General features: G+C 52.1%; 20 protein-coding genes, 1 tRNA gene and 1 riboswitch. Of the genes, 4 read left to right on the top strand and 17 right to left on the bottom strand.

The window, feature by feature from the left end; all coding sequences use genetic code 11:
- Window positions 1-31 precede the first annotated feature (31 nt).
- From LG202_RS01880 to LG202_RS01870, 3 genes are all read left to right on the top strand, one after another.
- A complete protein-coding gene (locus tag LG202_RS01880; RefSeq protein ID WP_459724640.1) occupies window positions 32-1,195 on the top strand; it encodes a di-heme oxidoreductase family protein in 1,164 nt (387 codons plus the stop codon).
- A 76-nt stretch (window positions 1,196-1,271) separates the two neighbouring features.
- Window positions 1,272-2,921, top strand: a complete 1,650-nt coding sequence (gene sulP, locus LG202_RS01875) for a sulfate permease (protein ID WP_230348016.1) — start codon at window positions 1,272-1,274, stop codon at window positions 2,919-2,921.
- Between the two features lie 55 nt (window positions 2,922-2,976).
- Window positions 2,977-3,076, top strand: a riboswitch (TPP riboswitch).
- Between the two features lie 64 nt (window positions 3,077-3,140).
- Window positions 3,141-5,309, top strand: coding sequence for a TonB-dependent siderophore receptor (locus tag LG202_RS01870; protein ID WP_230346728.1), 2,169 nt, complete (start codon window positions 3,141-3,143; stop codon window positions 5,307-5,309).
- A 204-nt stretch (window positions 5,310-5,513) separates the two neighbouring features.
- Here LG202_RS01870 and LG202_RS01865 read toward each other — a convergent pair whose 3' ends face one another.
- Window positions 5,514-6,749, bottom strand: a complete 1,236-nt coding sequence (locus LG202_RS01865; RefSeq protein WP_230346727.1) for an MFS transporter — start codon at window positions 6,747-6,749, stop codon at window positions 5,514-5,516.
- A 69-nt stretch (window positions 6,750-6,818) separates the two neighbouring features.
- On the opposite strand from LG202_RS01865, the gene LG202_RS01860 reads away from it, so the two are divergent.
- Entirely contained in the window at window positions 6,819-7,250 is a 432-nt protein-coding gene (locus LG202_RS01860; RefSeq protein WP_230346726.1) for a helix-turn-helix domain-containing protein, read from the top strand.
- Window positions 7,251-7,385: 135 nt separating this feature from the next.
- Here the strand turns inward: LG202_RS01860 and LG202_RS01855 are convergent, their stop codons facing one another.
- From LG202_RS01855 to thrS, 16 genes are all read right to left on the bottom strand, one after another.
- On the bottom strand, window positions 7,386-7,922 hold the full coding sequence (locus LG202_RS01855; RefSeq protein ID WP_230346725.1) for an ATP/GTP-binding protein: 537 nt from the start codon (window positions 7,920-7,922) through the stop codon (window positions 7,386-7,388).
- The gene (gene pnuC / locus LG202_RS01850) at window positions 7,919-8,527 is read right to left on the bottom strand and encodes a nicotinamide riboside transporter PnuC (RefSeq protein ID WP_230346724.1); all 609 of its coding nucleotides are present in this window, start codon (window positions 8,525-8,527) and stop codon (window positions 7,919-7,921) included. Before pnuC ends, LG202_RS01855 begins: the two co-directional genes overlap by 4 nt.
- Before the next feature lie 50 nt (window positions 8,528-8,577).
- Window positions 8,578-8,952 (bottom strand): DUF779 domain-containing protein, encoded by a 375-nt coding sequence (locus LG202_RS01845; protein WP_230346723.1) that lies wholly within the window; start codon window positions 8,950-8,952, stop codon window positions 8,578-8,580.
- Between the two features lie 96 nt (window positions 8,953-9,048).
- Window positions 9,049-10,569, bottom strand: a complete 1,521-nt coding sequence (exaC, locus tag LG202_RS01840) for an acetaldehyde dehydrogenase ExaC (RefSeq protein ID WP_230346722.1) — start codon at window positions 10,567-10,569, stop codon at window positions 9,049-9,051.
- Window positions 10,570-10,727: 158 nt separating this feature from the next.
- A complete protein-coding gene (locus LG202_RS01835) occupies window positions 10,728-11,561 on the bottom strand; it encodes a hypothetical protein (protein ID WP_230346721.1) in 834 nt (277 codons plus the stop codon).
- A complete protein-coding gene (locus LG202_RS01830; RefSeq protein WP_230346720.1) occupies window positions 11,558-13,066 on the bottom strand; it encodes a hypothetical protein in 1,509 nt (502 codons plus the stop codon). The genes LG202_RS01835 and LG202_RS01830 overlap by 4 nt, the downstream gene beginning before the upstream one ends.
- A gap of 79 nt (window positions 13,067-13,145) precedes the next feature.
- Entirely contained in the window at window positions 13,146-14,750 is a 1,605-nt protein-coding gene (locus LG202_RS01825) for an OmpA family protein (protein WP_230346719.1), read from the bottom strand.
- 562 nt (window positions 14,751-15,312) lie between these two features.
- Window positions 15,313-15,389: transfer RNA gene (locus tag LG202_RS01820), tRNA-Pro, on the bottom strand.
- An 86-nt stretch (window positions 15,390-15,475) separates the two neighbouring features.
- Window positions 15,476-15,898: a MerR family transcriptional regulator gene (locus tag LG202_RS01815; protein ID WP_230346718.1), complete on the bottom strand. Its 423-nt coding sequence runs from the start codon at window positions 15,896-15,898 to the stop codon at window positions 15,476-15,478.
- Window positions 15,879-16,181, bottom strand: coding sequence for an integration host factor subunit alpha (locus LG202_RS01810; protein ID WP_226757146.1), 303 nt, complete (start codon window positions 16,179-16,181; stop codon window positions 15,879-15,881). The genes LG202_RS01815 and LG202_RS01810 overlap by 20 nt, the downstream gene beginning before the upstream one ends.
- A 26-nt stretch (window positions 16,182-16,207) precedes the next feature.
- Window positions 16,208-18,562, bottom strand: coding sequence for a phenylalanine--tRNA ligase subunit beta (gene pheT / locus LG202_RS01805; RefSeq protein ID WP_230346717.1), 2,355 nt, complete (start codon window positions 18,560-18,562; stop codon window positions 16,208-16,210).
- 26 nt (window positions 18,563-18,588) lie between these two features.
- The gene (gene pheS / locus LG202_RS01800; RefSeq protein ID WP_230346716.1) at window positions 18,589-19,572 is read right to left on the bottom strand and encodes a phenylalanine--tRNA ligase subunit alpha; all 984 of its coding nucleotides are present in this window, start codon (window positions 19,570-19,572) and stop codon (window positions 18,589-18,591) included.
- A gap of 141 nt (window positions 19,573-19,713) precedes the next feature.
- A complete protein-coding gene (gene rplT, locus LG202_RS01795; protein WP_011480221.1) occupies window positions 19,714-20,076 on the bottom strand; it encodes a 50S ribosomal protein L20 in 363 nt (120 codons plus the stop codon).
- 11 nt (window positions 20,077-20,087) lie between these two features.
- Window positions 20,088-20,285, bottom strand: coding sequence for a 50S ribosomal protein L35 (gene rpmI, locus LG202_RS01790; RefSeq protein WP_011480222.1), 198 nt, complete (start codon window positions 20,283-20,285; stop codon window positions 20,088-20,090).
- A 108-nt stretch (window positions 20,286-20,393) separates the two neighbouring features.
- Window positions 20,394-20,903: a translation initiation factor IF-3 gene (infC, locus tag LG202_RS01785; protein ID WP_230346715.1), complete on the bottom strand. Its 510-nt coding sequence runs from the start codon at window positions 20,901-20,903 to the stop codon at window positions 20,394-20,396.
- 83 nt (window positions 20,904-20,986) lie between these two features.
- Entirely contained in the window at window positions 20,987-22,894 is a 1,908-nt protein-coding gene (thrS, locus tag LG202_RS01780) for a threonine--tRNA ligase (RefSeq protein ID WP_230346714.1), read from the bottom strand.
- Window positions 22,895-22,923 lie beyond the last annotated feature (29 nt).

Below are 22,923 nucleotides of genomic sequence, written 5' to 3'. Positions count from 1 at the left end.
GCAAGGCCGCAGCCTGGTGCGGCAAAGCTAGATTATCTCTCCCGCGCTTGATCGTGAAATCGCAGGGCTAGGGCCGTTATATAACCGCAACTCCTGCATCGCTTGCCACGCCAAAAATGGTCGGGGCTTTGCACCAGATTCACCAGAAGAATCCATGCGTTCCATGCTGGTTCGCCTCAGCATTCCCGGCAAAACCATCACTGGTGCTCCTTTGCCCCTGCCCTGGTATGGCGATCAATTGCAGGAATTCGGTGCGCCTGGCGTCAATGCTGAAGGCCGTGCGCATCTGCATTATGAAGAAACCTATGTCCTCTTAAATGGAGGTGAAATCGTCAGCTTACGCAAACCACGTATTTCATTCAGCAATCTGGCATATGGCCCTATGCCAGATAATCTGCAAACCTCTGCCCGCATTGCCCCCGCGATTTATGGCATGGGCTTGCTCGCCGCCATCCCGGATAGCACATTGCTAGCATTGGCGGCCCAGCCCAAGCCTGGCACGATCAAGGGCAAGGTCAATTGGGTGTGGAGTGCAGAACAGCAAAAAACAGTGATTGGCCGTTTCGGCTGGAAAGCCAATGTCGCCACATTGCGTGAGCAAACCGCCAGCGCCTTGGCTGGCGACATGGGGCTAAGCTCGCATCTGTTCCGCCATGGCAATTGCGCCGAAGAGCAAATTGCCTGTCAGCAAGCACCCGTTTCCGGCATGCCTGAAATATCCGCCGCACAGCTCGAGCAAATGGAATTCCATCAACTTGCGCTTGCTGCCCCTGCACCCCGCCAGCAACAGCAAGCCTCCATACAGCACGGGGCCTTGCTGTTCCGTCAAGCCCAATGTGCAGCCTGCCACCAACCAGAAATCAAGACAGCGGCTTTCCCGCGCCTGACAGCCCTTGGTGAACAGCTGATCGCGCCCTATACCGATTTACTCCTACATGACATGGGGCCAGCGCTTGCTGACCAGCGCCCGGATTTTGCTGCCAGCGGCAGCGAATGGCGCACCCCGCCACTATGGGGCATTGGCCTGGCCAAACAAGTGGAACCCCATGTAGGATTTCTGCACGATGGCCGGGCGCGGACTATTCTGGAAGCGATCCTGTGGCATGGCGGCGAAGCAGAAGAGTCGCGCAACATAGTGCAACAGATGTCGCCACAAGAACGCCAACAACTGCTCGATTTCATTGAATCCCTATAAGCCGCTACACATCATCTTGCCGAGGTAGGTAAAGAGGCTATGATATGCCTGTCACTTGCCTAGCGTCCCTTACATCATGATCGCGATTCTCGAAGCCAAGCATGCTGGCTTGCTCTCCCGCCAATATTGGTACCGCAACATCATGTCGGGGCTGATCGTCGGGGTGGTGGCCCTGCCACTCGCCATGGCGTTTGCCATTGCCTCCGGGGCCAAGCCGGAACAAGGCCTGTATACGGCGATTGTCGCAGGTACACTCGCCTCACTCTTTGGCGGCAGCCGCTTGCAGATCACCGGGCCGACTGGGGCCTTCATCGTCATCCTCTCAGGCATCACTGCAAAATATGGCATTGCTGGCTTGCAGATCGCAACCCTGATGGCAGGTATTATGCTGCTCATCATGGGGCTAGCGCGCATGGGCAGTGTCATTCGCTATATCCCGGAGCCAGTCATCATCGGCTTCACCAGCGGGATTGCCGTCATTATTTTTGTCGGCCAATGGCAAGACTTCTTCGGGCTTGCGCCACAAGCGGCACACCATTTCCACGAGAAATTACTGCGCCTGATCACAGCACTGCCCCACCTGGAACTGCACACTACCTTGATGGGTATCTTCACCCTGGCGGTTTTGCTGCTCTCCAATCGCTACCTGAAAAAAATCCCTGGTCCATTGGTAGCCATCGTCTCGGCCACTGTGCTTCAATCCATATTCAGTTTCAAGGAAGTCACCACCATAGGCAGCACATTCGGTGGTATCCCGCAGGCCCTACCACAATTTTCCCTGCCAGCCGGTATCAGCGCTGCCACCATGCTGGAATTGATCGGCCCTGCCTTCACCATTGCACTGCTGGGTGCGATTGAATCCCTGCTCTCGGCGGTCGTAGCGGACAATATGGCTGGTACCCTCCATCAGTCCAACCAGGAGCTGATTGGACAAGGCATTGCCAACATCGCCTCGCCATTATTCGGTGGATTTGCCGCCACGGGCGCACTGGCGCGTACGGCAACCAATATTCGCAATGGCGGCAACAGCCCGCTTTCTGGCATCGTCCATGCGCTCACGCTGGTATTGATTGTGATATTGCTGGCACCACTGGCAGCAAATATACCGCTCGCGGCACTGGCGGCCATTTTGTTCGTCGTGGCTTACAACATGAGTGAAGCACATCGCTTCTTGCATATGGTCAAGACCGCACCGCGTGCAGATGTCGCCGTGCTACTGATCACCTTCCTGCTTACGGTATTCAGCGACTTGGTGATCGCCGTGAATATCGGCGTCATGCTTGCCACGTTATTGTTCATGAAACGCATGGCGGAAACGGTCAGCATCACGCAATTGAGCGATGCTGACCTCCAGCAAGAATACGGGCAACGCACATGGTGCCTGCCACCCAGCACATTGGTATACCGCGTAGAAGGCCCTTTGTTCTTTGGTGCGGCAGAACATTTACAACACCGGCTGCAAACCCTGCGAGAGGATACCGATACCATTGTGCTGAGGATATCGCGGGTACCCATCATGGATGCCACCGGCATGCAAGCTTTGTGGAACCTGCTGGATACCTGCAAGCATCACAATATTCGCCTGGTCATTGCCGAAGCCAGGCCCAATATCCTGGAAAAATTGCGCCGCTCAGGCCTGGTTAGCCAAATTGGTGAGCAAAATGTGCTACCACACCTGCAATTGCTGTGGCCTAGCACCGTCACATTAGGCGCAGTTCAAAAATAACCTCACCCTTATTCGCAACAAACTGGCGTTTTCTTTACATTTTTTGGTAGTATACGGCCCACGCTAGGGGTCCTGAAGAGTCAAATCTTCGGGTGAGAAAAACCCTTGAACCTGACCTGGATAATGCCAGCGTAGGGAAGCGCAAAGCCACTCAAGGTCCATCCCGGAGCTTCTTTGTTCATTCCTGCGCGTGCCTTTCCGTAACGCGAGTGAACAACAATGCCAGCTTTCCCTTTCCGTCACAAACTTAGCGTGCTAGCAGTCGCCTGCACATTTTCGCCTGCTGCCTTGGCACAATCGGCAGATACCGAGGATAGCGCATTGCCGGAGCTGGTCGTTTCCTCTGCATCAGCGGATACTCAGGCACGGCGGGCTAGCATTGGCAGTTTTTCCGACCGATCCTTACTGGAAACACCGGCCTCAATTACGGTCGTGACACAGGAACAGATGCAGGATCGCAGCGTACGCTCCGCCACTGATGCAGTGAAATGGGATGCCAGTGTGCAAAACTCCTACAACGCTGTTGGCCTTGCAGATTGGTTTGCGATTCGCGGATTCGTATTGGATCAGGGTGCCAACTATCGCAAAGACGGACTGGTGATTCTGGCGCAAGCCATGGTGCCCATGGAAAACAAGGAGCGTATCGAGATATTGAAAGGCCTGGCAGGCCTGCAATCAGGCATCGCTGCTGCAGGCGGCATGCTCAACTATGTGACCAAGCGCCCCACCGATACGCCGCTGCACACAGCAACTTTTGAGGTACGCGAACGCGGTACGGTATATAGCGCAGTAGATATTGGCGGACGTACTGAAAACGGCATCTTCGGTTATCGCATTAATGCCGCGGCGGAAGACATCAAATCATATATTGATGGCTCAACAGGCAATCGTAACTTCATTTCAGGTGCGTTTGATTTCCACCTGAGCCCACGTGCGCTCTTGCAGCTGGATCTGGATTATCAGCATAAATCGCAATTGACCGTACCAGGCTTCCAGCTGCTTGGGCCTGAACAGCGCATTCCGACAGGTATTCGCGCCAAGCAGATGCTCAACGATCAATCCTGGAGCAGCCCTGTCGTCGATGACAGCCACAATATCGGCGTGAAGTTCAACTACACACTAAACGACCACTGGCGTACCACCTTGCAGGCCAATCAATCAGTCCTGCATCGAGATGATGCGGTGGCTTTACCCTCAGGTTGTGCAGCCCAGGGATTATATGTCGGTTATTGCAGTGATGGCGGCTATTCCCTCTATGACCTGCGCCGTAAAAATGACAAGCGCTCCATCACCACTACCCAGGCGCTGCTACAAGGCGATGTCACCACAGGTGTGGTAAAGCACGACCTGACAGTCGGCCTTTCGACGCTGCGTCGTCGCGATCACTTTGCCGACTATGTTTCGCCATATGTCGGTGATAGCAACATCTACAATCCTGTCTATTACGACAATTACTCACCAGCAGAGGTCAAGCCCGTTCATTTGCGCCGTAAAGATGAAGAGCGCGCGATGTTTGTACAAGATGTCATGACCCTGACCGAGCAGCTCAAGCTACATGCAGGCCTACGTTACGTGCAACTCAAACGTGACCAGTTCAACTCATCAGGAACCACCACCCGTAGTACCGATGATCAATTCATCCTGCCGAGTGCAGCATTGGTTTACAACGTGCAGCCAGCAGTAGCGGTGTATGGCTCTTACTCCCAAGGCCTGGAACCAGGTGGCGAAGCGCCCACTGGCACGACCAATGCAGAAATCATTATGGACCCTAGCCGCTCTCGGCAAATAGAGCTAGGCGTAAAAGCGGAGCCAAGCAGCAAGGTGAGCTTGTCTGCTGCAGTATTCCAGATCAAGCGCCAGAATGAATACGTCAACGACAATGGAAATGGCACGCAGACTTATGTGATGAACGGCATGCAAGTCAACCGTGGCCTGGAACTGGCCGCACAAAACCGCATGACACGTGACTGGATGCTGGGTGGCAGCTTCACCGCTTTACAAGCACGGGCGGAAGGCACAGACGATGCACGTATCGAAGGCAAGCAAGTGGGCAATGTGCCGAGATTCAAATCTGCAGTGTATAGCGAATACACATGGCCTGGCTTGCCTGCGCTCAAGCTGAATGCAACCTGGCTTTACTCCAGCAGCAAAAACTTCTCCCCCAGCAATGACATTGCTGCTTTAAACAAAAAGGTCGAAGGTTATCACGTGCTGAACCTTGGGGCTCGCTATACAGCCAAGCTTGGCAACACAGCCACTACCTTTAGGGCTGGGGTGGACAATGTGTTCAACAAGTTCTACTGGGGCGATGCATCCAGCGCTTTCGGCGGCTACATGATTCCAGGCGCACCACGCGTATTCCGCGTGTCCGCGCAAATTGATTTCTGATCAAACGAGTGCGCGGAGCTTGATGACATAAGGCAGGATAGCTCGATGAAACTTGTCGGGAAGCATTGGGAATACTGCCTCCCAAGCCAGGGGCAGAAGCAAAACTCACCCCTATCAAGCACGATGAAGACACGATAGTTTTCTAAGGTTGTCTTGCTACAGATAATAGCAATCACTGGCATCGGGATAGCAATATCAACCCTTTCAACCTGTCCCTTTCCCAGTCAGTTGGGGCACGGCAATTGCAATCGCGATGATCATCATTCCGCCAGCCAGCAAAAACGTCAGCCGCATCCCTGCGGCGATTGCTGCGGGATATGCATGGATAAAGTCTTCTGTGCCAACGCCCAAAGCGAATACTGCCCCCATCACGGAAGCACCTACAATCAAGCCAATATTGCGAGCTAAACCAAGCAGGCCGGCAATCGTGCCGTGAATATGTCTGGGTACGTTGGCAAGAGCTGCTGTATTGTTGGCAGCTTGAAAGAGTTGGTAACCCGGCGTCAGGACGATAATAGAAACAATATAGCCATTCATACCCACCCAATTTGGCAACAACGCTAACAGAAGCGTGCCAACAATCAGTAGCATAAGTCCAATCAAAAGGGTTCGGTGACTGCCTAAGGTGTCAACCAGCTTTCCTGACACGACGCCGCTAAAGATCGAGATCACAGGTCCTATCGCCATGACCAGGCCCACCTGCGTTGCTCGCAACCCAAGCCCCAGACCAAGATAAAATGGGCCAATCACGAGTGTCGCCATCATGACGGCAGCCACCAGCAGATTGATAGCGAGATTGGGCAGTAGCTTTGCATTCAACACCTGCCATACACTGGGAGCTGGCGCTTTCCTGTTGATTGTCGGGGTTGGCAATATCCAGAGTGCCAGTATCAAGGCAATCAGCGCCAGTGGAAGCTGTATCAGAAAAATGCCTCGCCACCCCGTGACCAAAAGCAACCATCCACCAAACGCTGGGCCAAGTGCCGTACCTAGCGCAGATATGGTTCCCAGCAGGCCCATGGCTTGCCCCAACCGAGCTTCGCTAGCGGCCTGGCGCATCATCGCCATGACGAGCGTCATGAGAAAGGCTGCACCTACTCCCTGAAGGGCTCTTGCTCCAATCAGCCACCACAGGTTAAGCGCAATGCCGCAAGACAGTGCGGCCACAGTGAACAATCCCAAGCCCGCAATGAGCATCTGTTTCAGCCCATAGCGGTCACCAAGCCGCCCGGCGACCACGGACATGATCGTCATGGTGGCAAGATAAGCAACGACAACGGCCTGCACTTGCGAAAACGGTGCCATAAATGCCTCAGCCAACGCAGGCAATGCGATATTGGCAATACTCGTTCCCAAAGAGGCCATCAACATTGATAGTGCCAGCGTGAATCTGACGCCCGCCTGCTTTCTTGCAAGGGTGAATAATTTGCCTACGCTCATCGTCCTTATCTCTTGTCCTGCTCTATAGATCAGGGCATGCTAATACTTCAAGTCAACTTGAGGTCAAGTATGGAGTTTATGGATATTGGCGAAGTCGCAGAAAAGAGCGGAATTAAACCCTCTGCCCTGCGTTACTACGAAGAAACGGGGCTAATTACTTCGGTATCACGGCATGGTTTGCGCAGACAGTTTTCCGCAGAGGTGCTTTTACAACTCAAGCTGATTTCCATCGGAAAATTGGCAGGCTTTTCGCTACAGGAAATTGCCGGGATGTTTGATCAAAACGGCACACCAGACTTGCCACGCCAGCTGCTCCACCAGCGCGCGGACGAGATTGATCGACAAATTCATGAGCTAAAGGCGCTACGGGATACATTGCGCCACGTTGCAGACTGTCCAGCACCATCACACATGGAATGTCCTACTTTCCAGCGACTGATTAATGTGGCAAACAAACGGGGCTGGAAAAGTAGAAGCAAGAAGCGATCAACAAAACCCTAGGCTACCAGTTGGGGACTGTATTGATACGCCTAAACCTTGCCTACAACATCAGGCACAAGCAATAAGCTCAGCCTGATGCAGGCTTTCACATACCCTTCTCTAATTTTTTGAGTGTATCCGTGAAGTGAGCGTTGCTTACGCTGATTGTGATAAAGCTAACGATAAATATGCAATGGTTTGCATCTCGCGTTGCTGCATGCAGCCATCCACGAGCCGATATGTGATGCCAGCATCCCGCAGTTTACACAGTAACCGAGCATGTACCTTCTGGCGCACCTCGTCGGACTCGCGCTGCATGCCATCAGCTACCCATGGCATGGTCGGCGCAGTGACTATCGTCGCAGCATAGTCATATGCCGCTGCCAGTCTCACAAGCGCCATGTCTGCCTGCCCAAAGTAATGTTCGCTATAGACAATCGTCATCAGCGGCGTGGTGTCACAGAACAATAGACGGTTGGCATGTCGCTCAGCCTCTTTCTCACGCTGGCGTTGTGTAGTGGCAATCATGAACTGCTCGTCGGCACGTGGCGTACGTTGAAATGTCTCGACGAACTCGCGCAGGTATTCTGGCACCCATGCCGTACGATAATGCGCTGCCAGTGCTTCCGCCAGGGTGGATTTCCCAGTGGATTCAGCCCCAAGAATAGCAATACGCGGCACCATATTTTTCATGGCAGGACGACAGTCGCTGACAATGACTTTTTCCAGGCCCGCAAGCCCAACACGGCTAGCACAACGAACAGGCCATAGAGCAAGGCTGTCAAATAAAGATGCTTGTATGCATAGAGCGCGATGTAGAGGCCATCTATCAATATCCACATATGCCAGTTTTCCAGTATTTTGCGCGTAAGCAGGCATTGCGCCACCAAACTGCCCGCCGTCAGGAAAGCATCGATATGCACGACATCGCTATCCGTCAAATGATGCAAGAGTAATGCACCGCTGGCATAAACAAACACCCAGCTACCAGCCGCCAGCAGCCAACCGCGACGAGACAAGCGTGTCACGGTCACACCTTGATGATCGCGCCCGCCGAACAGCCATTGGTAAGCGCCCCATAGCGACACGGCAATAAAGACGAACTGCAACAGCATATCGCCATAGATGCGGGCATCGTAGAAAACAACGGCATACAACCCGGCAGAAGCGATTGCAAACAGCCATGCCCATGGCGACTGCCGGATATTCAGCAGTACCATGGCGATCGCTAACGCGAAAGACACTATTTCAAGCAACGATGTTTGCAGGAAACCCCAAAGCAGCAGAGGATCACTCATGACATACAGTAATGAAGATGGGCAGGCATATTAACTGATCTGCCTGTCGATCATCCACAGTTCTCAACAGGCTCCAAATCCTGTAATTCTTCATCCGTGAACAAGCGCGAACGGATGAGGAAATGCCTGCCCGTCGCCTGCTCCAACGAAAACATGCCGCCATGCCCAGAGATCGCATCCAGCGTCAGGTGAGTGTGTTGCCAATATTCAAATTGGGTCTTGTTCATGTAAAACGGCACCCCATGCACCATGCCCACCTTGACATCAGAACTGCCCAACAAGAACTCCCCCTCTTGCAAGCACATGGGAGCACTGCCCTCACAACAGCCACCAGATTGATGAAACATCAGCTTGCCATGCCTGGCCTGTAGTTCATCAATCAATGCCGCCGCCGCAGGCGTTGCCACTATCCGACTTGTCGCCATGTCATCTCCTTCATACCCACATTTACCCAGCCAGCAGAAACAACAACGCCCGGATTGAAGCAGTCAATCCGGGCGTCCATTCAAGCGCCTACTCTACTAGAAGAAACCCAGCGCATTCGGGCTGTAGCTCACTAGCAGGTTTTTGGTCTGCTGGTAATGATCCAGCATCATGCGATGGTTTTCGCGGCCAATACCGGACTGCTTGTAACCACCGAATGCAGCATGCGCAGGATAGAGATGGTAACAATTAGTCCAGACGCGACCAGCCTGGATAGCACGTCCAACACGGAATGCACGGCTACCATCACGTGTCCACAAGCCAGCACCCAGGCCATACATCGTGTCATTGGCAATTTCCAAGGCTTCCTTCTCATCCTTGAATGTAGTGACGGAAAGCACTGGGCCAAAGATTTCTTCCTGGAAAATACGCATCTTGTTGTGGCCCTTGAACACGGTAGGCTCAATGTAATAGCCCTCGCTCAGGTCACCAGCCAGCTTGGTAGACTTGCCGCCAGTCAGCAACTCGGCGCCTTCCTCCAGGCCCAGCTTGATATAAGACATGATGATCTCAACCTGCTCGCTCGAAGCTTGTGCACCAATCATGGTGGACTTATCCAATGGGCTACCCTGCTTGATCGCCTTCACTCGCTTGAGCGCACGCTCAATGAACTGCTCATAGATAGATTCCTGAATCAGCGCACGGCTTGGGCAGGTACAGATTTCACCCTGGTTAAGGGCAAACAGGGTAAAGCCTTCAAGCGCCTTGTCGAAATAGGCATCATCCTTGTCCATGACATCTTCAAAGAAAATGTTGGGAGACTTGCCACCCAGCTCCAGCGTCACAGGGATCAAGTTCTGGCTGGCGTACTGCATGATGAGGCGCCCTACAGAAGTCGAACCAGTAAACGCGATCTTGGCGATACGTGGGCTGGTTGCCAGCGCCTTGCCAGCCTCTACACCATGACCATTGACGATGTTAAGCACACCATCAGGCAACAAATGACCAATCAATTCCATCACGATCAGGATGGAAACCGGTGTCTGCTCGGCGGGCTTCATGACGATACAATTGCCCGCAGCCAGTGCAGGCGCAAGCTTCCAGGCCGCCATCAGGATAGGGAAATTCCAAGGGATGATCTGACCGACAACACCCAGCGGCTCATGAAAATGATAGGCCACTGTCTCGTGATCAATCTCGCTGATGCCACCTTCCTGCGTACGAATACAGCTAGCAAAATAGCGAAAATGGTCGATAGCCAGTGGAATATCGGCAGCCATGGTTTCACGCAGGGGCTTGCCGTTATCGATAGTCTCGGCAATCGCAATGGTCTCTAGATTGGCTTCCATCACATCGGCGATCTTCAGCAGAATATTGGCGCGCTCAGTACCCGACTTCTTGCCCCATGCATCCTTGGCCGCATGCGCGGCATCCAGCGCCAAATTAACGTCCTTTTCGTTAGAACGTGCTACCTGGCAAAATACCTTGCCAGTCACCGGGCTGATATTATCGAAATATTGACCGTCTACAGGCGCAACCCACTTGCCACCAATGTAGTTGTCATACTTATTTTTGTACGGGACCTTAATACCCAGACCCTTCAAACTATCAAGACTCATTACTACACTCCTCCAAGAGTTATTGACGATTGTGCAGAACTGCCACGATTTGATCTCGGGATATACATCCCGTACCTGCTTTTTCGTTAATATACTCCCTAGTCTAAATTTTGTCCTTATCCGGATGTAAAACAGGCCCGACTAGCGGGCCTGTTTTATTATTTGACCGGATTTAGCAAGGCCGGTTGCCCGAACTCGACTAACTCGGCTCGAGATTTCTGGAAATATTGCGTCCAGAATGCATGCAAGGCCTGCATTGTCTGTGGCGATCGATACACCGTCTTGGTCTTGGCATCATCCGCCAGCAAGCCTGCACCAATCACGTAAACGCGCGCATCAGAAAAATCACCGAACAACTGGTTTTTCCCCACCAGCGCTAGCTCCTTTTCAGGTTGTATCGTCCTTACCGCCTGATTGGCATAAAAGCTGGTGACAGCGGAGTTTTCCAGCATATCCGAAGCAATCAGCACTACTTTTTGCCGTGCAGGCGATTGCCTGACGCGGCTGGAGATATCCTTGAGGCTGCCGATAACATCGGACTTGCCGATGGTGGTAGTGCTACCGCCGAATGCCGATTTCAAGGCAGCACCTGCCGATTGGGCTGCCTGCTTGGGCTGATTCGCAATGCACTGATCAAACTTTGCCAACACGGGCTTGGATATGTCGTTTCTTTTCGCTGGCTCAATCAGTGGATCCAATACGCCAGATACCAACAGTTCGGTATATTGCCCCTGGGTATATGCCGAAAAACGGATCACGGAAAAAGCGTTATTGGCGCGCAGGAAAGGACGTAGGTTATTGCCGACCAGTTGCTTCAAATTGTGATCAAACACCGTGGTCTGATCAATGACAACAAATATTTCAGTGTCCGGCCTCGCATCCACGGCGGGCAACTTGGCGTGATAACACGTGGGCACTGCACCCGCTGCCTGCACTGCACCGCCCAGCAACAGCAAGGCCCCTGACAATAGCCCCTGAGTGAATAGCCTCATAGTAAGTCATCCAGTTCAGAATCTAGCTTGGAACGGCTGTTTTTTTCCTGCTCGGCGAGCTTGGCCTGCTTGATGGCCTCCAGCACCTGTTGTTGCAAATCGGCGGGCAAGCTATGGATATAGTCCTTTTTCGCTTCCTTGTCCTGCAAGCTTTCCAGAGTGCGCAATGCCTCCTGTAACGATACCGCCGCACTGAACTCCTGTGCATTCTGCACTATCTGGGGCGCACGACGTTCCTCGGCATAACGATTGGTATGCTGACGCTGGCTTTCACGGTCTTTAGCCTCTTCCTGGCGACTCAATTCAAGAAAATCATAAAAACTATTACTGGTATGCATACCGTCAGTCCCATGCTCAGCATTACGTTCCATCAGCTTCTGTTGCAATGCCTCAAGTTTGGCCTGCGCAGCATCGGTCACCTCCTGATAATGCTCGCGCACATCAGCATAAGTGTTGTATCGCCCATGCCCAATATCGGCAAAGGCCGCCGCGCTGTTCTGGCCAGCAAAGCCCCAGCGGTGACCAAAGATCACGCCCAGTATCTGCAGGAAGACAAACACAAAGGCCAATACAATAAATGTTGCCCAGCCACCGTGACGATCAATTGAGGTTTCATCCTGCAAGGCCTTGTCCACCGTTGCACGGTCTTGCGCCAAGTCGGCCTCAGGCAATGGCAAATCATTGGAGAAATCCAGCCCATCCGAAGCATTGGCTGCGACAGCATGGCTGGAGCCAACCACTTCCTGATGCAGTGACTTCTCTAGCACCTGCCCGCGCACATAAGTGGCAAAAACGGCTACGGATACGACAAAAATGACAGTCAGAATGGTGATCTTATAACTAGGATGGGTACCGACACGATTGCATAGCTGCGTATAGCGCGGCTGGTCATCATCAATGGATTGCGGTTTGGCCAATGGCACCGTGCCAGTGGTCAGCTTGTGCTTACGTCCTTCTTCGGCCCATTCGCGGCGCGCATGGGCAATCTTGCCTGACTTGTATAGCTCATGCCCGGCGAAATGCGTCAGTGCAACCAGAATGATGGAAATCAGAAAGGCAATGCCATAAGCCCCTGTCTGCTGCAGGTTCTCACTGGCGCCAGGCAGGGTATATCCAGCCAGCACATAGCTGAAACCCATGGCCTCCACAAATACCATCGCCACCGTCAATATCCATATCCAGACAGGAATAGACTTACGCCCGTTATCACCCGCCTTGGTCAGGTAGTCGATCTTGTCATTGAAATCCTGCTCATTCTGGATACGGATAAATTTCTTGTAATCGCGGCATAGCGTTTTCTCTGCCTTGAACCAGGTCGGGTTGGTCACATCCCGATTGAGATCCCGCGAAAGCCGGCTGATACGCCCGATCAGCGGGAAGCTCGCCCAGGTATTCAACCACCACCACTTCACCTTTTCCCATAAAGCCACAATGACCACCAGCGCCAGCATGGTGCTGACCACACTCCAGGCCAGTAATGGATACGTTGCAAAGAACTCGTGCATATTGCTCCCCTTATTTTGACTTATATTTAGAATACTAACTGATCGTGAACCACGACCTCACCCATGATGCACATGGATGTTATTTCTGGCTGGCAGCCATCCTGGGCTTGAAATCCACCACATAATCACTGCCGCCATGGTTATAAAGTATCTTGCCTCCAGCGGCAACGCTAGCATTATTGGCAGGGAACAAAATATCCATGCACTCCAGCCCGCTCTTGCCATCGGCAAATACGCGATAAAGCAAGCCTTGGCTACCCTGATAGGTATTCACTGCGGGCGCCAGCTCGATATCCGGCTTAGCATTGCGTCCCTTCACGGCATCATAACGGGTATAGACCTTGAGCTCGGGGGCATTAGCGGGCGCAGCTCCGTCACTGAGCACGGCCACCTTGTTCAGTATCACCAGGTGACCGCCAACCGTGTCATGCCAGGTACGGCCATACAAACCAGGCAGGAATTCGCTTGTGGCATAGGTCTTCCCGCTTTTAAAGCTCTTCACCGCACCAGACTGCCGTGGACGATCCAGGTTGCAACTGGCGATCTCACGCATGTCACTCGCTTGTGCCTCACTGATCAAGCGCAAAGTTTTGCCGGATGACTTGAGTTCGCCCACATCCAGGCTGGCCAAGGCCACATTGAACGGCACCCCGCCAAAATCGATCGTATTGTCAGCAGTCGCCGTAGGTGTCGGAATAGATTTCATATTGCGTTTTTTATCGTCACCGGCTGCTGGCTGAGCTGCATTCGCCGCAGGCATCTCGCTCTTAGCTGCTGCTGGCACGGCTTTTTTAGGCTTGTTGGAACCCGCTGCTACTGGCTTGCTCTGTGCAACAGGTGTCATCGAATCGGCCGGGCGGTAATATGCCGTATTGGCACGACGTGTCTTCAGGTAAAGGTTGAACACTTCCTCGTTGCTGAGATCAACAATCTCCACCCGCCGGTTTTTCGCCCGTCCCTGTTCGGTACGATTATCGGCCACAGGCAGAGTCTCGCCTGCCCCTTGATAGAACAACTGGTCCTCAGCCACACCGTTAGCCTTGAATACCTTGGTAACCTCACGTGCACGCTGCTCGGAAAGCTCCGCATTTAGACTAGTGCTCCCCGTGTCGTCGGTATGGCCAATCAATAGCACCCGCTTCACGCTCAAGGCCTGGGCTACTTTGTCTTTTTCCTGTTGCGAGGCATTAGGCCCCAGCGCATCCAACTGTGTCTTGAGCGAATATTGCCGTGCAATTTCGGCAAAATGCACACTGGCATCTGCTTCTAGCGTAGCAGAACCGCTCTGGAACTGCGGCTTGCCCTCCACATCCACTACCGAGACGGAAAGACCAACCTTCTGCGACTGGGCAGGTGCAGAAGCCGTCGTTTGCGTCGCTTGAACTTCAATTGGTGTCACCTGCATATCCAGATCATATTTCTTCTGAATCTTAGCCAACTCGCACTGCCGCTTGTCCACCTCGGACCCGATGAAGCCACCCAGCGCACCTCCCAGGCCTAAGCCCACCAAAGTCCCGACGGCCTTATTACCCCCTGCCACTTTATTACCTACCAACGCCCCAATTAAAGCACCAGCCACGATACCGATATTACGCGCATTGTTCGCACATGGATCATCATTGGCAAACGTCTGCTTGAAAGTTTCACCAATCGAAGGCTTGCCAGTCTTGGGATCAGTCGTCACACAACTCTGCAAACAAAAAACAACGGGGAGAAAAATGGCAATGGAACGCTGATGAAAAGGTAATGGCGGCAACATGATCCCCTAATAAAATAGTCACAAATTAGATTTTTTACGTTCTAATGATTAAGGCTTAGCCTTGCATCAGCGGCAAGTTTGCGTAATCAGTATAGACATGTCAACGATACCCAGGCCAGCTGACACTGTCATAAGAACAAATATCATCGGCAATCAACACTGCACTATTTCGTACTTAATAAAATCAACCATATACAATCAATGGCATAGGCACGACTTTCCGCAGAGCGACAGAAAGCAGCAACGTAGAAGGGCACAACACTGAAGGAGTTAAGGCTGACACAAAGATTGCTAGCTATGAATTGAAATAACTGCGTATTACAGCAGCACAACCGATGAATCTATGACGGAGGAGTATATAAACTGAGTCTTCCAGAGCGGTCAGAAGTGATTCTGACCATGCCTCCGAAAGAGTAAGTATTAGAACATGTTCTAATACTTATGCAGGTATCTCACAGGGGATAATTCGTGAAACCCTTGCTGCTATTGGTCGGGACGGTGTGATTCGAACACACGACCCCTTGCACCCCATGCAAGTACGCTACCAGGCTGCGCTACGCCCCGAACCTAGGTTTCCGGCAGGGCCGAAAATCAAGAAAAAGATTGTATCAAAAATACCGGATTTAGCACAGGTAAAAATAGGGCTTTATTCAGTGTAGGCTTAATAAATTCAGCACTTCGCGGAGTTCTGAACGTAGTGCTGCAAAATCAACTGCAGGGGTAATTGATTGCGCAGCAGAAGCTACTTGAATATCGGCAACAGATGACTCATGAATACTACTTTCGTGAGACAAACCATTGCCATTACTTTCATCTAGGCGATTACGCGCACCACTGATGGTAAAGCCTTGCTCATAGAGCAACTCACGTATGCGCCTAATCAGCAACACTTCATGATGCTGATAATACCGGCGGTTTCCACGGCGCTTTACGGGTTTGAGCTGGGTAAACTCCTGCTCCCAGTATCGCAACACATGGGGTTTGACCCCGCACAAATCACTGACTTCACCAATGGTGAAATAGCGTTTTGCAGGGATCGGCGGGAGCTGAACCTTAGGCGCTTGCTCCGGCATATGCCTCCTCTACCTTGCTCTTAAGCTTTTGGCTAGCATGGAAAGTCACTACGCGGCGAGCAGTGATGGGAATCTCTTCGCCTGTTTTTGGATTGCGCCCTGGGCGCTCAGACTTCTGGCGTAACTCGAAATTGCCAAAACCCGAGAGTTTGACGCTATCGCCAGCTTCCAGTGCTGTACGGATTTCCTCGAAAAATGCTTCTACCATGTCCTTGGCTTCACGCTTGTTCAAACCTACTTGTTCAAACAGTAAATCAGCCAAATCAGCTTTTGTTAATGTCATGCAAAACCTTTCCCTACTACTTTTTTCTAATTTCTTAATGCTGCACCATGTTGCTGAGCCAATAAATCCAGCAACTCGGCCATTACTGCATCGGCTTCTGCATCGGTCAAAGTTTTTTGAGTATCTTGCATAAGCACAAGAAATGCAAGGCTTTTTTTCCCTTCAGCAATGCCTTTACCTTGGTAAACATCGAACAACGCAATGTCGCTGATCAAGGTATTTTTGCTCGTCCGCATGGTGTCGATTAATGCCTGGATAGAAGTAGATTCATCCACCACCACAGCCATATCACGACGCACCGGAGGGAATTTCCCTACCTGCACATAGGATGCCACCTGAGATTGCAGCAAAGGCTCAATATCCAGCTCAAACAATATGGCACTACGGGGCAATTGATAATGCTGTTGCCACTTGGGGTGTAACTTACCTATCCAACCAATAGCCTGGCCATTTACCAAGATTTGCGCAGTTTGGCCAGGATGCAGAGCTGGGTGTTGTCCAGCGACATATTGAGCACGGCCATGGGTCAGGCGATCTACTTCCGTCTTCACATCGAAAAAATCGACTTCACGTGCAGCCACAGCCCATTGTTCTGGTTCAGCACCGCCATAAGCCAGGCCAGAAATACGACCCACTTCTCGATACCCTGCATCTTCGGCAAAATACGCCGAGCCAATTTCAAACAGGCGCACACGCTCCTGCTTGCGGTTGAGATTATAGATCAAGGTTTCCATCAAGCCAGCCCATAGCCCCGTGCGCATAACACCGAGGTTGCTCGCGATAGGATTTTTCAGGGCAATCGCATTAGCGTTACCAAGGAAGTCACGCTCCCAGCTTTCATCAACAAAGCTGTAGCTAACAATCTCCTGATAACCACTGGCCGCCAAGCTATCGCGCAAACTGTTTCGGTTCAGCCTGGACTCTGGTGATGGCAACATACGCTGTTCGTCCTGTGGCGCCAGTGCCGGAATATTGTCATATCCATGCAAGCGGGCCGCCTCTTCGATCAAATCTTCCTCTATCTTGATATCGAAACGATAGCTAGGAGGCGTCACCTCAACACCGTCTGCAACCTGCGTAAACTGGAAATCTAAGCGCTTAAGCAATGCAGCCACAAGTGTTGCATCCAGCGTAATACCCAGTACAGAATTCAGCCGTCCCAAGCGCAAATGCACAGCGGGACGTTGAGGCAACTGGTGCAATACCTCGGTTACTGTCCCCGCCTGGCCACCGCAGATTTCCAGCACCAATTGGCTAGCGCGCTCCAGAGCCTGTACGGTATTGCCAAAATCAACACCACGCTCGAAACGATAAGAGGAGTCAGTAGAAAAATTCAATCGGCGCGCCTTACCCACGATCACTGCAGGGTCAAAGAACGCACTTTCGAGAAAAATATTGCGGGTGGTATCACCTACCGCGCTTGCTTCACCGCCCATGATCCCGGCCAGCGCCAAAGGCCCCTGATCATCGGCAATCACCAGAAAATCATCGCTCAAAGTCAGCTGCTGATCATTGAGCAACAACAACTCTTCGCCTTGACGTGCATAGCGCACCTGAATACCGCCTTGGAGCTTGTCCGCATCAAATGCATGCAGTGGCTGGCCCTGCTCCAACAAGACATAATTGGTAATATCGACAATCGCACTGATACTACGGATACCGCTGCGTTCTAACCTACGCATCATCCAATCTGGCGTTGCAGCGTTAGCATCAACACCCTGTATCAGGCGGCCAGCATAGCGTGGGGAAGCGCTTGGCTCATGTACCTTGACCGCCAACTGATGCGTATGACTAACAGGCACCTGCTGAATCACTGGTAACTGCAGTGACGCACCAGTTAACGCGCTCACATCCCGGGCAATCCCGACAATACTCAAACAATCGGTACGGTTAGGTGTCAGCTTAAGGGTGAGCAGCTTATCGTTAAGGTCGAATAATTCGCGAATATCTTGGCCCACTGGCGCATCTGCCGCCAGTTCCAATATGCCATCACTCTCCTCGGCCATGCCCAGCTCTTTGGCAGAGCACATCATGCCGAAGGATTCAACACCGCGCACTTTGGCTTGCTTGATCTTGAAGCCAGGCAGCTCTGCACCCACCAGCGCACAAGGGGCCTTAAGCCCAGCGCGTGCATTGGACGCACCGCATACGATTTGCAGTGGCTCTGCAGCGCCGACGTTGACCTTGCAGATCTGCAGGCGATCAGCGTCCGGGTGCTTCTCGGCACTGATAATTTCCGCGACAACAACCTTAGTGAAATCAGGAGCAACCGGCTCCAGCTCTTCCACTTCCAGGCCCGCCATAGTGAGGGCGTGGCTCAAGCCCTGGCTATCCAGGCTTGGATTTACAAATTGGCGCAGCCAGTGTTCAGAAAATTGCATAGTATTGATCTGTCCAAAAGTAGGGGCTAAGCGAATTGCTTCAAGAAGCGCAAATCGTTTTCAAAGAACAGGCGTAGATCGTTAACGCCGTACCGCAGCATAGTCAGGCGCTCTACGCCTAGGCCGAAGGCAAAACCGCGGTACTTTTCGCTATCAATTCCGACATGGCGGAACACTTCTGGATGCACCATGCCACAGCCACCAATTTCCAGCCAACCGCCGTTCCAGCTCATATCCATTTCTGCTGAAGGCTCGGTGAATGGAAAGAAAGATGGACGAAAACGTACCTGCAAATCATCACGTTCAAAGAAGCGTTGCAGAAAATCCTGCACTACACCCTTGAGGTTAGCGAAACTAATGTGCTCATCCACCCACAACCCCTCCACCTGATGGAACATGGGAGAATGCGTGGCATCAGAATCAACACGGTATACGCGTCCTGGTGCAATGATCTTGAGTGGTGGCGCCTTGTCCTGCATGTAGTGCACCTGTACCGGTGAGGTATGGGTACGCAACACATGCTTTTCATCTACGTAAAAGGTGTCGTGCATCGCGCGCGCAGGGTGGTCTTCCGGGATATTGAGCGCAGTGAAATTATAGAAATCGGACTCGATTTCAGGGCCTTCTGCCACCTCAAAACCAATGGAACGGAACAGGTCCTCTACACGTTTCAAGGTCAAAGTTACCGGATGCAAGCCACCAGCGCCTGCACTACGGCCCGGAAGCGTGACATCAATTGTCTCGCTGGCCAATTGACGATCCTGTTCCACCTGCAAAATAGCATCACGGCGTTGCTTGAGTGCAGACTCCACTTGTTGCTTGACGACATTGATAGCCGCCCCTGCAGCAGGGCGCTCTTCTGCAGACAGTTTCCCCAGCCCCTTCAAGGCTTCTGTCAGGCTGCCGCTTTTACCCAAGTAACGTGCCTTGGCCTGCTCAAGGTCGGCGATACTGGCACAGCTTGCGAAGTCCTGCTGTGCTTCGCTGATAATGTGATCTAGATTTTGCATGTTACGGTTTTGTCCTCACGGATGCTTTCACAAACAACCACTCTTCAAATTGATGCCACATGCCATCAAACATCATGGCCGCTTGTGGAAAAACCCGGAAAAAAAAGGAGGCACAAGGCCTCCTTTTCTTATTGCTGTTGCTTAGGCAGCGGCGAGACCGGATTTAGCAAGTTCGGCAAACTTGGCAAACGCCTGCTTGTCGAACACAGCCAGATCGGCCAGCACCTTGCGGTCAACTTCAACCGCAGACTTCTTCAGACCGTTGATGAAACGGCTGTAGGTCAAGCCATACTCACGAGCACCGGCATTGATACGTGCAATCCACAATGCGCGGAATTGACGCTTTCTTTGACGGCGGTCACGGTAAGCATATTGACCAGCCTTCATCACCGCCTGTTTGGCGATACGGTAGACGTTCTTACGACGACCACGATAACCCTTGGCAGCGTTCAGAACCTTCTTGTGACGCGCACGGGCAATAACACCACGCTTTACTCTAGGCATCTCTTATCTCCTTATTGAGTTGGCATCATGGCGCGTACGCGCTTGACGTCAGTTGAGGAAATAATAGCCGTGCCGCGCAGGTTACGCTTCTGCTTAGTGGTCTTCTTGGTCAGGATATGACGCAGGTGAGAGTGAGTACGCTTCACCTTGCCATTTCCCAAGAACTTGAAGCGCTTTTTGGCGCTACTCTTGGTCTTCATCTTTGGCATTTTGTTCTCCTAAAAGGGATATTGAAAAAAGAGCGATCGGGCATGCCGTTGGCCTCGTCGCCGCTTCCTTTACTGCTTACTACTCACAAACCCTGCCGCCAGAAGGCATCAAGGCTTTGCTTTCTTTTGCGGTGATAACACCATCACCATCTGGCGGCCTTCCATCTTGGGGAACTGCTCCACCACTGCGTGCTCAAGCAAGTCAGCCTCAACTCGCTTCAGCAACGCCAAACCAATCTCTTGGTGAGTAATTTCACGACCACGGAAGCGCAAGGTCACTTTTGCCTTATCACCTTCCTGCAGGAAACGAATCAGGTTACGTAGCTTGACTTGGTAGTCGCCTTCGTCAGTGCCAGGACGGAACTTAACTTCCTTGACCTGCACCTGCTTTTGCTTGAGGCGTGCTTCATGCTGACGCTTGCTTTCGGCATACTTAAATTTGCCGTAATCCATCAACCGACAGACAGGCGGACTAGCCTGTGGCGCGATCTCAACCAAATCGGTATCAATCTCTTCGGCCTTGGCAAATGCTTCATTCAGACTAACGATGCCTAACGGCTCGTTATCCACCCCAACCAAGCGAACCTGTGACGCTGTAATATCGCCATTGATCCGCAATTCCTTTTCCTGAGCTATCGCAAAATCTCCCGTTATTTAATATGTAAGGCCAAAATAATAGACCGCGCTACTTGCGAGGTACTTTAGACCTTATCGGTAATGTCGGCCTTCAAGCGCTCAATAAACGCACTTACCGGCATTGAACCTAGGTCTTCGCCCTTGCGAGTACGCACGGCCACTTGACCAGTTTGCATTTCGCGCTCACCTGCAACCAGGAGGTAAGGCAGCTTCTGCAAGCTATGCTCGCGGATTTTATAGGTTATTTTCTCATTTCTCAAGTCCGAATCGACACGGAAGCCATTTTTGCGTAGCTCCTCGACCACGGAATTGACATATTCAGCCTGCCCATCACTGATATTGAGCACCATCGCTTGCACCGGTGCCAACCAAGCAGGCATGGCGCCAGCAAAGTTCTCGATCAGGATACCAATAAAGCGCTCCATGGAACCAACAATGGCGCGATGCAACATCACTGGATGCTTACGGGTATTGTCCTCGTCAACATACTCGGCACCCAAGCGCTCAGGCAAGTTAAAATCAAGCTGGATGGTACCGCACTGCCACAAGCGACCAAGACTATCCTTTAGCGTGAACTCAATCTTGGGTCCGTAAAAAGCACCTTCACCCGGCTGCAACTCAAACCCCAGATTGTTTTGACGCAACGCAATAGCCAGCGCCTCCTCGGCTTTGTCCCATGCCTCGTCGGTACCCACGCGCTTTGCAGGACGGGTGGAAAGCTTGACCAAGACTTCTGTGAAACCAAAGTCCTGGTAGGCCTTGTAGAGCATGACGATGAAATCAGCTACTTCATCCTTCACTTGATTTTCAGTACAGAAGATGTGGGCATCATCTTGAGTAAAGCCACGCACGCGCATCAGCCCATGCAAAGCACCAGAAGGCTCATTGCGATGACATGAACCAAACTCAGCCAAGCGCAATGGCAGATCACGATAACTATGCAGAGAGCTATTGAATATCTGAATGTGTCCAGGGCAATTCATTGGCTTGACTGCATAATCCCGGTTTTCCGAGGCGGTCGTGAACATATTGTCATGATAGTTCTGCCAATGCCCTGATTTCTCCCACATAGAGCGATCCATGATGGTCGGTGTACGCACTTCCTGATAGCCATACTCGCGGAACATGTTGCGCATATACTGCTCAACTTCCTGCCAGATGCTCCACCCACGCGGATGCCAGAACACCATGCCCGGCGCCTCATCCTGCATATGGAAGAAGTCCAACTGACGGCCCAACTTGCGATGGTCACGCTTTTCAGCCTCCTCCAGCATGTGCAGATAAGCTTCCAGATCATCCCTCTTGGCCCATGCTGTGCCATAGATGCGCTGCAACATCTCGTTGTTGGAATCGCCGCGCCAATAGGCACCAGCAACCTTCATGAGCTTAAAGGCTTTGAGCTTGCCAGTGGATGGCACGTGGGTGCCACGGCAAAGATCAGTAAAATCATCCTGGGTATACAAGGAGATTTCCTGATCTGCAGGAATAGAGCCGATAATCTCAGCCTTGTAATCCTCGCCAATCGATTTGAAATAAGCGACGGCCTCATCGCGCATCATGACAGTACGCACGACAGGAATGTCGCGCTTGACCAGCTCCTGCATACGAGCTTCGATTGCCTGCAAATCTTCAGGCGTAAATGGACGTTTATAGGAAAAGTCGTAGTAAAAACCGTTGTCGATCACAGGACCAATCGTCACCTGTGCTTCTGGGAATAACTGCTTGACTGCCTGCGCCAGCAAATGGGCGGTTGAGTGGCGGATAATCTCCAGCCCGTCAGCATCGCGATCGGTAATAATCGCCAGATCAACATCGTCTGTGATCTGATACGAAGTATCCACGGCCTTGCCATTGACCTTGCCGCCCAAAGCAGCACGTGCCAAACCGGCACCAATATTCATCGCAACTTCTGCGACAGTCACAGGCTCATCAAACTTGCGTTCCGAACCATCTGGCAAACGAATAACTGGCATATATCCTTACCCAATAAACAGCAAAAGCC

The organism is Methylobacillus methanolivorans (assembly GCF_054588515.1).
The sequence above is the reverse complement of the archived record's forward strand: the minus strand, read 5'-3'. Positions and strand labels throughout refer to the sequence as shown.

Bases quoted from the DNA above. Each gene is read 5' to 3' on its own strand.
- LG202_RS01830 (WP_230346720.1), bottom strand. From the start codon at position 13,066: ATGCACGAGTTCTTTGCAACGTATCCATTACTGGCCTGGAGTGTGGTC.
- LG202_RS01815 (WP_230346718.1), bottom strand. From the start codon at position 15,898: ATGCCGGAGCAAGCGCCTAAGGTTCAGCTCCCGCCGATCCCTGCAAAA.
- LG202_RS01845 (WP_230346723.1), bottom strand. From the start codon at position 8,952: ATGGCGACAAGTCGGATAGTGGCAACGCCTGCGGCGGCGGCATTGATT.
- LG202_RS01810 (WP_226757146.1), bottom strand. From the start codon at position 16,181: ATGACATTAACAAAAGCTGATTTGGCTGATTTACTGTTTGAACAAGTA.
- pheS (WP_230346716.1), bottom strand. From the start codon at position 19,572: ATGCAAAATCTAGATCACATTATCAGCGAAGCACAGCAGGACTTCGCA.
- thrS (WP_230346714.1), bottom strand. From the start codon at position 22,894: ATGCCAGTTATTCGTTTGCCAGATGGTTCGGAACGCAAGTTTGATGAG.
- LG202_RS01860 (WP_230346726.1), top strand. From the start codon at position 6,819: ATGGAGTTTATGGATATTGGCGAAGTCGCAGAAAAGAGCGGAATTAAA.
- pnuC (WP_230346724.1), bottom strand. From the start codon at position 8,527: ATGAGTGATCCTCTGCTGCTTTGGGGTTTCCTGCAAACATCGTTGCTT.
- LG202_RS01865 (WP_230346727.1), bottom strand. From the start codon at position 6,749: ATGAGCGTAGGCAAATTATTCACCCTTGCAAGAAAGCAGGCGGGCGTC.
- rplT (WP_011480221.1), bottom strand. From the start codon at position 20,076: ATGCCTAGAGTAAAGCGTGGTGTTATTGCCCGTGCGCGTCACAAGAAG.
- LG202_RS01835 (WP_230346721.1), bottom strand. From the start codon at position 11,561: ATGAGGCTATTCACTCAGGGGCTATTGTCAGGGGCCTTGCTGTTGCTG.
- sulP (WP_230348016.1), top strand. From the start codon at position 1,272: ATGATCGCGATTCTCGAAGCCAAGCATGCTGGCTTGCTCTCCCGCCAA.
- pheT (WP_230346717.1), bottom strand. From the start codon at position 18,562: ATGCAATTTTCTGAACACTGGCTGCGCCAATTTGTAAATCCAAGCCTG.
- exaC (WP_230346722.1), bottom strand. From the start codon at position 10,569: ATGAGTCTTGATAGTTTGAAGGGTCTGGGTATTAAGGTCCCGTACAAA.
- LG202_RS01870 (WP_230346728.1), top strand. From the start codon at position 3,141: ATGCCAGCTTTCCCTTTCCGTCACAAACTTAGCGTGCTAGCAGTCGCC.
- LG202_RS01855 (WP_230346725.1), bottom strand. From the start codon at position 7,922: ATGAAAAATATGGTGCCGCGTATTGCTATTCTTGGGGCTGAATCCACT.
- rpmI (WP_011480222.1), bottom strand. From the start codon at position 20,285: ATGCCAAAGATGAAGACCAAGAGTAGCGCCAAAAAGCGCTTCAAGTTC.